Consider the following 14,750-nt stretch of genomic DNA (forward strand, 5'->3'; position numbering starts at 1 on the left):
ACGTTATGGGTAATCACGAACTCGATACGATGCCGGTGATCCGCGAACTCAAGGGCTTCGATGCCCGCTCCGGTAACCTGCTCGAACGCCTGATCTTCAACAACCGCCTGCTGGTGGTGCTGACCTGCCTGGTCGTGACCGTCCTGCTCGGTTACTTCGCGGCCACTCGACTGACGCTCAATGCCAGCTTCGAGAAGATGCTGCCGCAGAGCCAGCCGTTCATCAAAAACTACCTGGACAACCGCCAGTCCTTGCGTGGCTTGGGCAACGCGGTGCGAGTGGTCGTCGAGAGCAGCGAAGGCGACATCTACGACCCGAAGTACCTTGAGGTGCTCAAGCAGATCAACGACACCTTGTTCATCACCCCTGGCGTCGACCGGGCCTGGATGAAGTCGTTGTGGACGCCCGCCGTGCGCTGGACCGAAGTGACCGAGGAGGGCTTCCGCGGTGGGCCGGTGATGCCCGACGCCTATGACGGCTCGGCCCAGGGCGCCGAGCAGCTGCGTCAAAATATCGCCCGCTCGGGCATCGTCGGCAGCCTGATCGGCAATAATTTCAAGTCGAGCATGATCTTCGTGCCGTTGCTGGAAAAGGACCCGGTCACCGGTAAAGCCATCGACTACCATGCCTTTTCGCGCATGCTCGAAGAACAGCTGCGCAATCAATACGAGTTCGCCGGCAATGACCAGGCGCACAGTGCCGGCGAGGAGGGCAAGGGGCCGATCAAGATCCGCGTGATCGGTTTTGCCAAACTGGTTGGCGACCTGCTTGATGGCTTGATGCAGGTGATGATGTTCTTCGGTGCGGCGGCATTGATCGCCACGGCCATCATCTTTTTCTTCACCCGTTGCGTGCGCAGCACGGCGCTGGTGATCATCTGTTCGGTGATCGCCGTGGCCTGGCAACTTGGCCTGGTTAGCCTGCTTGGCTATGCGCTCGATCCGTTCTCGATCCTGGTGCCGTTCCTGGTCTTTGCCATCGGCGTCTCCCATGGTGCGCAGAAGATGAACGGCATCATGCAGGACGTCGGGCGCGGCACGCATCTGCTGGTCGCGGCGCGCTACACCTTCCGCCGCCTGTTCCTCGCCGGTCTCACCGCGCTGCTGGCGGATGCTGTGGGCTTCGCGGTGCTGATGCTGATCGACATTCCGGTGATCCAGGACCTGGCCGTCACCGCCAGCATCGGCGTCGCGGTGTTGATCTTCACCAACCTGGTGCTGCTGCCGGTGCTGCTGTCTTATTGGGGTGTCAGTCGCAAGGCCGCCGCCCGTACCCTGCGCCAGGACGACAAGGCATCGCAGGGCAGGGGGCTGGGTAATCTGTGGAGCTTTCTTGACCGCTTTACCGAACGCCGCTGGGCCACCGGTGCAGTGGTGGTGGCGGGCCTGTTGGCGGTGGGTGGCTTCATGGTCAGCACGCAGTTGAAGATCGGCGATCTCGACCCCGGTGCGCCCGAGCTGCGTTCCGACTCGCGCTATAACCGCGACAACGCCTACATCACCGCTAATTATTCGTTGTCCAGCGATCAGTTCGCCGTGATGATCAAGACCGCCAGCGAGGGCTGTCTGAAATACGAAACCCTGGTTGAGGCCGACCGCCTGGGTTGGTTGCTGCAACAACAGCCGGGCGTGCAGACCACGGTATCGTTGGTTAACGCGGTGCGGCAGATCACGGCGGGCTCTTACGAGGGCAACCCGAAGATGTTGACCATCGCGCGTAATCAGGACGTGCTCAACTACGGCGCGCAACAAGCCTCTGTGAACAACCCGGAGCTGTTCAACAACGATTGTTCGATGATGCCGGTGGTGGCCTATCTGGCCGATCACAAGGCCGAAACCCTCGACAACGTGGTCAAGGTCGCCGATGCCTTCGCCCGCGAACACAGCAATGATGATCGTCAATTCATGCTGGCCGCTGGCAGCGCCGGGATTGAGGCGGCGACCAACATCGTGGTGCGCGAAGCCAACCGCACCATGTTGTTCTATGTGTATGGCGCAGTGATTGTGCTCTGCTTCATCACTTTCCGCAGTTGGCGTGCGGTGGTGGTGGCCGTGGTGCCGTTGATGCTGACCTCAATCCTGTGCGAGGCCTTGATGGTCTGGCTGGGCATGGGCGTGAAGGTCGCGACGCTGCCAGTGATCGCGCTCGGCGTGGGCATCGGCGTCGACTACGCGCTGTACCTGCTCAGTGTCCAGCTGACCCAGCAACGTGCGGGCCTGTCGTTGACCGAGGCCTACAAAAACTCCGTCGCGTTTACCGGCAAGGTCGTGGCGCTGGTGGGCATCACCCTGGCGGCGGGCGTCATCACCTGGGCCTGGTCGCCGATCAAGTTCCAGGCCGACATGGGCATCCTGCTGACCTTCATGTTCATCTGGAACATGATCGGTGCACTGGTATTGATACCGGCGCTGTCGCATTTCCTGCTTCGCAATCCCGGACATGCCGTGTCCAGGTTCAAGACCACAGCGGTGGCATCGAGTCACGCTAATTCGAGAGTTGCATCATGAGTGATTACAAAGCCCCCCTGCGCGATATGCGCTTCGTCCTCAATGAAGTGTTCGAGGTCGCCAAACTCTGGGCCGAGCTGCCAGCACTGGCCGATTCCATTGATGCTGAAACGGTCGAAGCCATTCTCGAAGAAGCCGGCAAGGTCACCAGCAAAAGCGTCGCGCCCCTGAGCCGTGCGGCTGACGAAGAAGGTTGCCGCTGGGCGGACGGTGCCGTCACCACCCCGGCAGGTTTCCCACAGGCTTATCAGACCTACGCTGAAGGCGGTTGGGTCGGTGTCGGTGGCGACCCGACCTACGGCGGCATGGGCATGCCCAAGGCCGTTTCGGCCCAGGTCGAGGAAATGGTCAACTCCGCCAGCCTGGCGTTCGGTCTGTACCCGATGCTGACCGCCGGCGCGTGCCTGTCGATCAACGCCCACGCCAGTGAAGAGCTGAAGGCCGCCTACCTGCCGAACATGTACGCCGGGGTCTGGGCCGGCTCCATGTGCCTGACCGAGCCGCACGCCGGTACTGACCTGGGGATCATTCGCACCAAGGCCGAGCCTCAGGCCGACGGTTCCTACAAGGTCAGCGGCACCAAGATCTTCATCACCGGCGGCGAACACGACCTGACCGAGAACATCATCCACCTGGTGCTGGCCAAACTGCCGGACGCACCGGCCGGTCCTAAAGGGATTTCGCTGTTCCTGGTGCCCAAGTTCATGGTCAAAGCCGACGGCAGCCTGGACGCGCGCAACCCGGCAAACTGCGGCTCGATCGAACACAAGATGGGCATCCAGGCCTCTGCGACCTGCGTGATGAACTTCGACGAAGCCGTGGGTTACCTGGTCGGCGAGCCGAACAAAGGCCTGGCGGCGATGTTCACCATGATGAACTACGAGCGTCTGGGCGTGGGCATCCAGGGCTTGGCCACCGGCGAGCGCTCCTACCAGAATGCCGTCGAGTACGCCCGCGATCGTCTGCAAAGCCGTTCGCCGACCGGCGCGCAGAACAAGGACAAAGTCGCTGACCCGATCATCGTCCACCCGGACGTGCGTCGCATGTTGCTGACCATGAAAGCCTCGAACGAAGGCGGCCGCGCCTTCTCGACCTACGTGGCCATGCAACTGGACACCGCCAAGTTCAGCGAAGACGCCACCACCCGCAAGCGCGCGGAAGACCTGGTGGCCTTGCTGACCCCAGTGGCCAAGGCATTCCTCACTGACCTCGGTCTGGAAACCACGATCCACGGCCAGCAGGTGTTCGGCGGCCACGGTTACATCCGTGAGTGGGGCCAGGAGCAACTGGTGCGCGACGTGCGCATCACGCAGATCTACGAAGGCACCAACGGCATCCAGGCGCTGGACCTGGTCGGGCGCAAGATCGTCGGCAGCGGCGGGGCGTTCTACAACCTGTTTGCCGACGAGATTCGTCACTTCACCGCAACGGCCAGCGCTGATCTGGCGGAGTTCACCAAGCCGCTCAACGATGCGGTGACCACCCTCGACGAGCTGACCGCGTGGCTGCTGGACCGGTCGAAAAACAACCCGAATGAAATCGGTGCGGCGTCGGTCGAGTACCTGCAAGCCTTTGGCTACATGGCCTATGCCTACATGTGGGCGTTGATGGCCAAAGCCGCCTTGGGCAAGGAAACGCAGGACGATTTCTACGCCAGCAAGCTGGGCACCGCACGCTTCTATTTCGCCCGCTTGCTGCCGCGTATTCACTCGTTGAGCGCGTCGGTGAAGGCCGGTAGCGAGTCGCTTTACCTGTTGGACGCGGAACAGTTCTGAGACTTGATGGTGTGCCCCGTCCGGGGCACACGCATCTTCAAAGGAATAACGACAATTCGCTCTGCAATCAGCAGGTCAACAAAAGCAAAAAGTACAGCGCATACTGAGCAGCCCCTGTTTAAATAGGCGAAAGTCTTACGTGTAGCCATCAATTTAAAACGGAATCAGCATGCGGTATCGACGTCTTGACTTGAACCTGCTGGTGGCCCTCGACGCCTTGTTGAGCGAATGCAGCGTCAGCAGAGCCGCTGAACGATTGTGCCTGGGCCAGTCAGCGACCAGTTCGGCACTTGGCCGCTTGCGCGAGCATTTCAATGACCCGTTGCTGGTTCAGGTCGGGCGGCGGCTGGAGCCCACTGCCTTGGGGCTGGAGCTGTTGCCCAAGGTGCATGAAGCCCTCGCCCTGACGCGGGAGATTATCGATGCGCCGGTGAATTTCGACCCGGCCACCTGTACTCGGCAATTTACCCTGGTGGCTTCCGACTACGTGGCCGGGGTGCTGTTGCCAGCGGTCAGTCTTGAGTTGGCGCGCGTCGCGCCGGGTGTGCGTTTGACCCTACGGGACTTGCCCGTGCCGCGCGATGGTGATGTGGTCAGCGAAGCGCTCGATTATCGTCGCAGTGATTGTGTGATTGTGCCGCAGCGCCGCTTGAACCCTGCTTACCCCCATGTACCGTTGTTGAGCGACCAGTTGTGTTGCATCGTCTGCGCGCAGCAGCCGCAGTTCGCCGAGGGTTTAAGCCTGACTGGCTACTGCGCCGCCGAGCATGTGGTACGTGAGTTTGCCGATGGAAGAAACCTGGCGATGGATGCCATGCATCTCCATGAGTTGGGCGTTCACCGGCGCGTGGCAGTGGCGCTTGAAAGCTTCGCGCTGATGCCGGAGTTCATCGTCGGTACCGCGCGAATCGCCACTGTGTTTCGCCGGCAAGCGCAGCGTTTTGCCCAACGTTACCCGCTGCGCATTCACCCCGCACCGCTGGCCTTTCCCGAGGCCATACAGGTGCTGCAATGGCACCCGTATCAGGAGCGGGATCCGGCGCTGATGTGGTTTCGCGGCCTGTTGTTGGAGCAGGCCGCGTCGCTTGATCACCCTGCTGGCTGATCACCGGTATCGGCCACCAGACCGACCTGGTCGATTGCCTGCACGGCGCAGCGTTCGTCATTGTCCGAGGTGTCGCCGCTGATGCCGATGGCACCCAGAATCAACCCCTCGGCATTGCGAATCAGCACCCCGCCAGCCACCGGAATGACTTCGCCACCGGTCAAGCTGTTGATCGCATCGAAGAACGCCGGCATGGCCTGAGCACGCCGAGCCAGTTCTCGTCCGCCAAAGCCCATTCCCAGGCAGCCGCGGGCTTTACCGGTGGCGATTTGCGGGCGAAGGAAACTGGCCTGTTCATCGCGCAGGACCGCCAGTGGATGACCCGCCGCATCCAGCACGACGGCGGCCAAGGGTTTGATCCCCGTTTCTTGAGCAATGCGGATCGCGCTGCTGGCGATGTGGGTGGCCGTGAGTAGATCGAGTGTGTGCATGATATCGATCCTCATACGGCCCACTTGCCCAGTTGGGCAACACGTTCGCGGGTGTATAGATCAGTCCACTTCAACGAGTTGAAATCAGACACTTGCTTGGGGTTATAGGGGCTGCGTTCCATGCGCACCGGCTGACCGGCCTTGTACACGGCCTTGAGGCGCGAGCGGTCTTGCAGGATGCGGATGTCGTGCAGCGGCGAGCCGTCGAGCAACAGGAAATCCGCTTGTTTGCCCACTTCCAGGGAGCCGATGGTCTCACCGCGTGGCATGCAGCGCGCACCAACGGCGGTGGCGGCATACAGCGCTTCGGCGGGTGTGAAGCCCAGGCGAGTGACCAGCAGCTCCAGCTCACGGGCGTGCCACTCGCCGTAAGGCGTCACGGCAAAACCGCTGTCGCTGCCACAGGCGAAAGGCACGCCGGCGGCCTTGGCGCGTTTGAGCACCGCCGAACCGACTTCCAGTGTGCGTGCGCAGTAACCGGCGTAGCCGGTGCTGATGGCCGGGTCGTGGGGCTGACAAAAATCCACGGTGTTCTGCGGGAAGGTCATGGTTGGGGCGAGGATACTGCCCGCTTCGAGCAAGGCCTCGATACAGTCGTCGTCCATGTAAAAGGCGTGGAACACCAGATCGACACCGGCGCGTGCGGCGTACATCACCGCCTCACGACCATAGGCATGGGTCGCCACTTTGCAGCCCAGGCGATGGGCTTCCTCAACCATCTCACAGGTTTCTTCAGCGGTGAACGCAGCGATTATTTCGCCGTTCGGGCGGCGGTGGGTGCCGTCCATGGCGATCTTGATCAGGTCTACGCCATCCTTCGCCTGCTTGCGGATTTCTGCCAATGCTTCGCTGCGGCTGGTGACCAGGCGCGCGGTGAAATATTCCGGGGCACCCACGCGGCTGGGAAACCAGTCGTTGAGGCTCTGTCGATTGGTGATGACCCGGCTGCTGGCGGCGATGCGCGGGCCCTCGAACAGCCCCGCGGCGATCGCATTGCGCACCGCGATGCTGAGCTGGCCGCTATCGCCCGGGCAAACCATGCTGGTCACGCCAGCGGCCAGCACATGTTGGGCGAAGAACATGCCGCGCAGCGCGCGAAATTCGTCGCTGGTCCAGATATCGATGTCTTCTTCGCTCTGCGCGTTGCCGAAGGCCAGATGGGTATGCACGTCCACCAGTCCCGGCATGACAAAGTTATCGCCGGCGTCCAGGACGCTGTCACCCGGTTGTGGCTGCGGCGCCAGGGCCGTCGGGCCGACATACGCCAGCAGGCCGTTTTCCACGACCAGCGTTTGCTGTTGACGGGTTTGCAGGCCAGTACCGTCGAACAGGGTCTGGCATTTGAGGTGCAGGGCATTCATGGCGTTTTCACTTTGCTGATTGTTATGCAAAGCGAGGCTAGAGGGTGGCCTTGGATGCCACCAGCAACTTGCATCAATGCCCACGTATAGATGGCGTCGATAGGTGCTCAATCCGCGGTGGCCTGACAGCCGACCTGGCTTTGGCAGATGTCCCCAATCCCCTGTGGGAGCGGGCTTGCTCCGGGCGGCGTTCCGACGATGGTGGTTAACGATAACGCGGGTTGTCTGAATGAACGCGTCGCCCAGTCGTTTTTCGCGAGCAGGCTCACTCCCACAATTGACCGCGTCCCCCTGTAGGAGCTGTCGAGTGCAACGAGGCTGCGATCTTTTGATTTTTGAAAAGCAAGATCAAAAGATCGCAGCCTGCGGCAGCTCCTACAGGTCGCCTCGTTTTGCGAACAGCATGATGGCAGGAACGAGACCAAGGGCCGGGTATCGCGAGTGACGATGGCTGGCATCGTGATCGGCGATTTTTTATGAGCTGGTTCACCCGTCTATGGTGCGCGCTCATCACCCACAGAGAGCAGTCCCCATGACCACCGCAGCTGCAAAAAACCAACTCCTGGCACTTGAGCAAGAACGCCGCCGGGCATTGGTTGAGGAAGACTACCCACGCGTCGCCGAGCTGTTCGCCGATGACCTGGTGTATGTGCACACCACAGGATTGGTGCAAGGCAAGGCGGCCTATCTGGAATATGCAAAAAGCGCGGTGCAGTACCTGGACATTGAGCGTGGCGAGTTGCAGATCCGCTTTTACGGGGAGCACCTGGCGGTCATGACCGGTACGCAATGCAACACGCTGCGCAAGCGCGGCGGCGACCAGTCGATTCGCGGTGACGGGTTTGCCACGCAGGTCTGGACGTTCGGTGCCGAGGGCTGGCAGATCAGCTCGTTCCATGGCACCCGTGCACCCAACTGAATTCGTTTATCGCTGAATGTAAAAACGCCGGAGAACCCTGAGGTTTCCGGCGATTTGCTGTGTGGCGCCCCACAAATCTGTAGGAGCCGGCTTGCTGGCGATTACGTCCGTACAGTCACATCCAGAACCAAACTGTGGCAGTGCTCCTCATTCTGGTGCACTAGCCTTGTGTTTCGGTTTTGAACACAGGAGGGCAATGGAATGCCTGATCTTCCCCACGCGAATCGCTTGCGCGCCGGGCGCTATTCCCAATCCGGGCAAATTTATCTGCTAACCGCGGTGACCCGCAATCGCGAGCCGCTATTTACCAATTGGCGGACAGGGCGGCTCCTGGTATGGCAATTTCAACAGGCACACACTGACGAACTGGCGGACTCCCTGGCTTGGGTCGTCATGCCGGACCATTTTCATTGGCTAGTCGAGCTGAAAAACAGCACCTTGCCCGCATTGATGCTGGCCATCAAATCCCGCAGCGCACGAGCAATCAATGCTCACCTGGGGCGAACAGGAAGTCTTTGGCAAAAAGGCTTTCACGACCGGGCCATTCGCTACGAGGAGGATTTACTGGCAGTAGCGCGTTACGTTATCGCCAACCCAATACGCGCCGGTCTTGTCAGGCGTGTGCATGATTACCCGTTGTGGGACGCCAAATGGCTTTAGAGGTGCTTGGTGATTGTTGGGTACGACGCAAAACTGTAGGAGCCGGCTTACTGGCGATAGCGGTGGTGAATGTGATGCCGTCATCGCTGGCAAGCCAGCTCCTACAAGTTTGCGATGCATGGTGATTGTTGCGTACGACCCACATCTGTAGGAGCCGGCTTGCTGGCGATGGCGGTGGCGAATGTGATGCCGTCATCGCTGGCAAGCCAGCTCCTACAAGTTTGCGGTGCATGGTGATTGTTGGGTATGACATAAATCTGTAGGAGCCGGCTTGCTGGCGATATCGGTGGTGAATGTGATGCCGTCATCGCTGGCAAGCCAGCTCCTACAAGTTTGCGGTGCATGGTGATTGTTGCGTACGACCCACATCTGTAGGAGCCGGCTTGCTGGCGATGGCGGTGGCGAATGTGATGCCGTCATCGCTGGCAAGCCAGCTCCTACAAGTTTGCGGTGCATGGTGATTGTTGCGTACGACCCACATCTGTAGGAGCCGGCTTGCTGGCGATGGCGGTGGCGAATGTGATGCCGTCATCGCTGGCAAGCCAGCTCCTACAAGTTTGCGATGCATGGTGATTGTTGGGTACGACCCACATCTGTAGGAGCCGGCTTGCTGGCGATGGCGGTGGTGAATGTGATGCCGTCATCGCTGGCGAGTCCATCCAATTACAAGTTTGCGGTGCATGGTGATTGTTGGGTATGACATAAATCTGTAGGAGCCGGCTTGCTGGCGATATCGGTGGTGAATGTGATACCGCCATCGCTGCGATGCGGCGACCCGACAAGCCAGCTCCTATAGGGGCCGGTCAAGCCGTATGACCACCCAGGGTTTCGGCGATCCAGTCGGCGATGTAGTGGCCTGCGTTGATGCTGTTATCGAAGCTGGAATGCTGCACGCCACCTTCGCGTTCGGTGAAGATCTTGAGTTCACGCTTGGGGCTGTTGACCAGTTGCTCGTAAGTACGATGTGCCCACTTCAGGGGAATCTGCGAGTCCTTTTCACCGTGGGTCACCAGGAACGGCACCTTGATGCGATCCAGCACACCATCCAAATGTACGTTCTCGGCGATGGCCATGAACTCATCCATGTCTTTTGCACCCCATACCCAGCACACATGTGCCCAATAGTGCGGTACAGGGAAACTGCCTTCTTTTTCCAGGCGACGCTTTTGTACATCGCGCCAGTCGTGGTTCGCACCCCACACCACACCGCAGGCAAACCGCGGCTCGAAGGCCACTGCGCGCGGGCAGTAATAACCGCCGAGAGAGACGCCCTCCAGGCCGATGCGTTTGGCATCCACGTCACTTCGGGTTTCCAGCCAGTCGACCACGCGACTGGCCCAGTGCTCACTGTCGTAGCGAGCAATCAGGTTATGCAGGCGCAACGCTTCACCCGTGCCGGGCTGGTCGATGATCAGCGATGAGATGCCGCGTTTTGCCAGCCAGGCCGGCAGGCCGACGCGGTATTTCATTTCCTTGGTCGAATCCAGTCCGTTGACCTGCACCAGGATCGGGGCCGGGTCACTCACGCCTTCGGCACGCACCAGCAAGCCGGAAATATGTTTGCCCTCGTAGGGGATTTCAACGCGCTCGCAGTTCTCCCGCGACAGTTCGATACCGCGTTTGAAAGTCTGCAAAAAGCGCTGGTACAGCTCGGTACGGCCCGGCGCGCCGTGGGCCTGCAAGCGTTCGCAGGTGAGGTAATAGGTGGCGGCGCGGTTGTACTTTTCGCCGGCGGACAGCAGCCGTCCATTGCCTTCGTCTTCCTCGGCCAGGCCACAGAGTTTGTCGGCCATCTTCGCCCAGGTTTCGCGAAACGCCTTGGTGCCAGCGGCGTCGGGCTGCTGGGCAGCTTCCTGCAGCGGCGCGCACATCTCTTCGATTTCGCCCATGCGGGCGCCCATCTCGATGGCCAGGTCGACAGAGAGATTCCACACGTAATTGGTCGGGAAATAACGGAACATGATGGTTGTTGTCCTTGTGGTTGCCTTGAGCGTTCACAAGGCACGTTAAGGACGCCCCGGCTAATTGACCAATCGTGACTCGGGATGAGAGGTATCGCGAGCGGCGATATGATCGCGTTCCAGATGCTGGATGAATTCGCTGATGCGCTCACGCAGCCAGCGGTGCATCGGGTCGCCGTCCACGCTGCGGTGCCAGAGCATGACCTCGCGCATCACAGGTATCTTCACCGGAGGATTGAGGATGCGCAGCGGCAGATGCTCGGCGTACAACCGCGCCAGGCGCTGGTGCATGGTGGCGATGCGTTGGGTGCCGACGACCAGTTGCGGCAGGGTGTTGAAGTCGTTGGTGATGACCTCGATACGGCGGTTGAAACCGTACTGGTTCATGAACCATTCCTCGATGCTCAAGTGCCGGCTGCGACCGAAACCGACGGAGACGTGGCCCATGTCCATGTACTGCTCAAGGGTCAGGCTGTCGCCGACCAGGGTGTTGCCGTCCCACACCACGCAGACGTGTTCTTCCTCGAACAGCAGCTTGTGGGGGTGGCCGTCGATGATGTAACGCTCAGGCACGATCATCAGGTCGACCTCGCCGCGAATCAGCAACTCACCGGAATTGTCGCCAGGGCCGAGCATCTCGAAGGTGATGTTCGGGGCTTCCTGATGGATCTTTTGAATCACCTGGGCAAACAGCACGCTGATCAGGTAATCCGAGGTCACCAGGCGAAAGTGACGCTTGCTGGTGGTGGGGTCGAACACCGGCTTGGCAGTGATCGAGGATTGAATCGTCAGCAGTACTTCGCGGATCGGTTTGGCAAGTTCCTGTGCATAGGGCGTGGGCTGCATCTTGCGCCCGACCTGCACCAGCAGTTCGTCTTCGAAATAACTGCGCAGACGCCCAAGCACGCCACTGGTTGCGGACTGCGTCATGTGCAGGCGTTCGGCGGCACGGGTGATGTTCTGCTCTTCGAGCAACACATCGAGTGCCACCAACAGATTGAGATCCAGGTGGTTGAAACGCATCAGGCAGGTCCGCTGTTGTATTTATTTTCACGATACATTCCGGTGAATTCATCGTCGCGTCAACCCCGTCTTTACGCCGACATCCGGCGCGATCAGGTATCGCGTTTGCCGATAGGTCGCATCCCCACTCGCGATTAGTCAGCTGCCAAACCACACGTCAATCTTCGCCGCAGTCGGACCTCTGGCCGACACCACCACCGGATTCAATGCAGCGCTGATCAGCCTTGTCGAGCGGTTGGCAGCAGTCTCCGGATCATAATTTCAATGGAGTGGTAGCCATGAACATCATTGGCCTTGATGCCCTGATCTTTGGCGTCGATGACATCCAAGCCTGTACCGATTGCCTGCGTGACTACGGCCTTGCGCCGGTTGACGTCGACAGCAATGGCGGGCGCTTCGAAGCACTGGACGGCACTGCCGTGATCATTCGCCGTGCGGACGATCCGAGCCTGCCGGTTGCCATCGGCCCGGCACCGTCGATTCGCGAAACCGTCTACGGCGTTGCCAGCGCGGCTGACCTGGACGCCATCGAAGACGAATTGGCGCGAGACCGTCAGGTCTCCCGGGAAAACGGCGTGCTGCACAGCGTCGACGACATGGGCTTCGCGATCGCTTTCCAGGTGACCGTTCGCAAGGCGTACAACGCCCCGGAAGACCTGACCAACGCCGCCGGTCATGCGCCGCAACGACCGCTGAACCAGCCTGGCATTACCCTCGACATGAGCGCCGTGCCGCGCACCTTGTCCCACGTGGTGTATTTCGTCCCCGACGCGGCCAAGGCCGAAGCGTTCTATGCCGAGCGCCTGGGTTTTCGGACCACGGACACCTTTATCGGTGCCGGGCCGTTCATGCGCCCGGCGGGTTCCGATGATCACCATTGCCTGTTCATGATCCAGACCCCGCCGCACATGAAGGGCTGCGAGCACTTCACCTTTCACATGGGCAGTGGCACCGAAGTGCTGTTGGCCGGCACGCGTTTCGAGCAAAAGGGCTGGACCAGTTTTTGGGGGCCAGGCCGTCACCTCTTTGGCTCCAACTGGTTCTGGTACTTCAACAGCCCGCTGGGTTGCCACATTGAATACGACGCCGACATGGACAAACACGATGACGAATGGGAGGCCCGTCGCGCGCCGTTGTCGGCGGATAACTCGCAGCTGTTCCTGTTCAACTCGAAAGCAAAGTGGGCACCCGGCGGCCCGCCACCCAAACCCCTGTAGGAGCGAGCCTGCTCCGGGCGGCGTTCCGACGATGGGGGTCAACGATGACGCGGGGAGCCTGACGCCCCGCGGTGCTCTCAGGTTTTTCGCGAGCATGCTCGCTCCTACAACATGCGTCTGGTGGCGTGCCACCCAATTACGGTTGAGTACAGGTTTCTGTCATGGACCAAAGCGATTTCCCCCTGTGCCGGATCGACGAACTGGTGGAAGGGCAGGCGCGCGGATTCGATCCATTGCAGCGCGGCAGGGACAGTGTCTTTGCCCTGGTGCACGAGGGACAGGTGCGGGTTTATCGCAACAGTTGCCCACATCTGGACGTACGCCTGGAGTACCGCAAAGACCGTTTTTTATCCGCCGACGGCCAGCTGATTGTCTGTTACGCCCACGGTGCGCAGTTTCTGCCGAGTACCGGTGAATGCGTCTACGGCCCTTGTCTGGGCCAGACGCTGGAGGCATTGGCGTGGCGTGTGGAGGAGGGCTGGTTGGTGCTGCAAATGCCCGATATTCAGATAGCGCCGCCCGCCGTCGAGGTATCGCGTTTGGAGATACATCGCATCCCTACTCGCGATTAGTCAAATTCCTGCTTTGTCGGGAAGCTGGACCCAACGACGCAGTGCCCGGCGCTGCATCGAATCACAAGAATAAAAGTGAGAAAGCCATGAGTGCAGTGAACAAAGTTCTGATCGTGGGCGGTGGCATTGGTGGCTTGTGTGCGGCCATCGCACTGCGACGCAAGGGCATTGAAGTCGATCTGATCGAGCTCAAGTCAGAGTGGACGGTGTACGGCGTCGGGATCATCCAGCAAAGCAACGTGGTCCGCGAGATGGCCAAGCTGGGCGTGCTCGACGGTTATCTCGATGCGGCGTATGCCTTTGAAGACGTCGCCATTTATGGCCCGGCCGGTCAGCAGCTGGCGCGCATCCCGGGTCAACGCCTGGCTGGGCCTGCGTACCCGGCCAACGTCGGCATCTCTCGTCTGGCGCTGCACAAGGTCCTCAGCGAAACGGCGCTGGAACTGGGCGCCCAGGTACGCCTGGGTCTTAGCGTGGAATCCCTGGACGACAATGGCGACAACGTTGATGTGCTGTTCACCGATGGCAGCAGCGCTGTGTACGACCTGGTGGTCGGCGCCGACGGATTGTTTTCCAAGGTTCGCGATTTGCTCTTCGGCGACACCTACACGCCACGGTTCACCGGCCAATCGGTGTGGCGCTATAACTTCCCGCGCGCGCCGCAGATCGATCACCTCGCCAACTACCAGAGTGCCGAAGGCAATGCCGGGCTGGTGCCGCTGGCCGGTGACCTGATGTACCTGTTCCTCACGTCCCACGAACCGTCCAACCCGTGGATGGACCCCGCGACCCTGGCCGAGCAGATGCGCCAGCGCTTGCAGGGTTTTACCGGCCTCATCGGTGAGCTGCGCGAACAAATCACCGACAGCAGCCAGGTAGTCTACAAGCCGATGGAAGTGGTCTTCGTCGATGAGCCCTGGTATCGCGGCCGCGTGCTGCTGATCGGCGACGCAGCCCACGCGACCACGCCGCACCTCGGCCAGGGGGCCGGCATGGCGATTGAAGATGCCATCGTACTCAGTGAAGAACTGACCCGCGACGGCAGCGTCGAGCAACAGCTCCAGCGCTTCATGGCACGCCGTTTCGAGCGCTGCAAATACATCAGCGAAAGCTCGGTGCTGGCCGGCGACAAGGAAATGCAGCACGACCGCGAGTTCGACCGCATTGGCCTGGTCAAGCAGATGCTCGCGCTGACGGCCGAGCCCATCTGATTCACCCA

Annotated in this window: 12 protein-coding genes; 8 read left to right on the forward strand and 4 right to left on the reverse strand. The window is 60.6% G+C overall.

Translation table 11 applies throughout. From position 1 onward, the window contains the following. The first annotated feature begins 5 nt into the window (after positions 1–5). From ACA054_RS10010 to ACA054_RS10020, 3 genes are all read left to right on the forward strand, one after another. The gene (locus ACA054_RS10010) at positions 6–2,507 is read left to right on the forward strand and encodes an efflux RND transporter permease subunit (protein ID WP_497689233.1); all 2,502 of its coding nucleotides are present in this window, start codon (positions 6–8) and stop codon (positions 2,505–2,507) included. Continuing rightward, the gene (locus ACA054_RS10015) at positions 2,504–4,282 is read left to right on the forward strand and encodes an acyl-CoA dehydrogenase C-terminal domain-containing protein (protein ID WP_497689234.1); all 1,779 of its coding nucleotides are present in this window, start codon (positions 2,504–2,506) and stop codon (positions 4,280–4,282) included. The genes ACA054_RS10010 and ACA054_RS10015 overlap by 4 nt, the downstream gene beginning before the upstream one ends. 169 nt (positions 4,283–4,451) lie before the next feature. Further along, positions 4,452–5,387: a LysR family transcriptional regulator gene (locus ACA054_RS10020; RefSeq protein WP_497689235.1), complete on the forward strand. Its 936-nt coding sequence runs from the start codon at positions 4,452–4,454 to the stop codon at positions 5,385–5,387. Here the strand turns inward: ACA054_RS10020 and ACA054_RS10025 are convergent. Together ACA054_RS10025 and ACA054_RS10030 are read right to left on the reverse strand one after the other, a co-directional pair. Next, positions 5,372–5,818, reverse strand: coding sequence for a GlcG/HbpS family heme-binding protein (locus ACA054_RS10025; RefSeq protein WP_497689236.1), 447 nt, complete (start codon positions 5,816–5,818; stop codon positions 5,372–5,374). The genes ACA054_RS10020 and ACA054_RS10025 overlap by 16 nt on opposite strands. A gap of 11 nt (positions 5,819–5,829) precedes the next feature. Beyond that, positions 5,830–7,179, reverse strand: a complete 1,350-nt coding sequence (locus ACA054_RS10030; protein ID WP_497689237.1) for a metal-dependent hydrolase family protein — start codon at positions 7,177–7,179, stop codon at positions 5,830–5,832. A gap of 532 nt (positions 7,180–7,711) precedes the next feature. Between ACA054_RS10030 and ACA054_RS10035 the strand changes: the two genes are divergently transcribed. Then, a complete protein-coding gene (locus ACA054_RS10035) occupies positions 7,712–8,098 on the forward strand; it encodes a nuclear transport factor 2 family protein (protein ID WP_497689238.1) in 387 nt (128 codons plus the stop codon). Between the two features lie 201 nt (positions 8,099–8,299). Next, the gene (locus ACA054_RS10040) at positions 8,300–8,758 is read left to right on the forward strand and encodes an REP-associated tyrosine transposase (protein ID WP_497689239.1); all 459 of its coding nucleotides are present in this window, start codon (positions 8,300–8,302) and stop codon (positions 8,756–8,758) included. Between the two features lie 803 nt (positions 8,759–9,561). On the opposite strand, the gene ACA054_RS10045 is transcribed toward ACA054_RS10040, so the two are convergent. Both ACA054_RS10045 and ACA054_RS10050 read right to left on the reverse strand, forming a co-directional pair. Beyond that, positions 9,562–10,719: an alpha/beta hydrolase family protein gene (locus tag ACA054_RS10045; protein ID WP_497689240.1), complete on the reverse strand. Its 1,158-nt coding sequence runs from the start codon at positions 10,717–10,719 to the stop codon at positions 9,562–9,564. A gap of 60 nt (positions 10,720–10,779) precedes the next feature. After that, positions 10,780–11,742, reverse strand: coding sequence for a LysR family transcriptional regulator (locus ACA054_RS10050; protein ID WP_497689241.1), 963 nt, complete (start codon positions 11,740–11,742; stop codon positions 10,780–10,782). 278 nt (positions 11,743–12,020) lie between these two features. Here ACA054_RS10050 and ACA054_RS10055 point away from each other — a divergent pair, with 278 nt between their 5' ends. From ACA054_RS10055 to ACA054_RS10065, 3 genes are all read left to right on the forward strand, one after another. Continuing rightward, entirely contained in the window at positions 12,021–12,959 is a 939-nt protein-coding gene (locus ACA054_RS10055) for a VOC family protein (RefSeq protein WP_497689242.1), read from the forward strand. Positions 12,960–13,120: 161 nt separating this feature from the next. Beyond that, complete coding sequence (locus tag ACA054_RS10060) at positions 13,121–13,531, forward strand: Rieske (2Fe-2S) protein (RefSeq protein ID WP_497689243.1); 411 nt, start codon at positions 13,121–13,123, stop codon at positions 13,529–13,531. 86 nt (positions 13,532–13,617) lie between these two features. After that, the gene (locus ACA054_RS10065) at positions 13,618–14,742 is read left to right on the forward strand and encodes an FAD-dependent oxidoreductase (RefSeq protein ID WP_497689244.1); all 1,125 of its coding nucleotides are present in this window, start codon (positions 13,618–13,620) and stop codon (positions 14,740–14,742) included. Positions 14,743–14,750: the final 8 nt, after the last annotated feature.

It is taken from the genome of Pseudomonas sp. LBUM1653, from assembly GCF_059716115.1.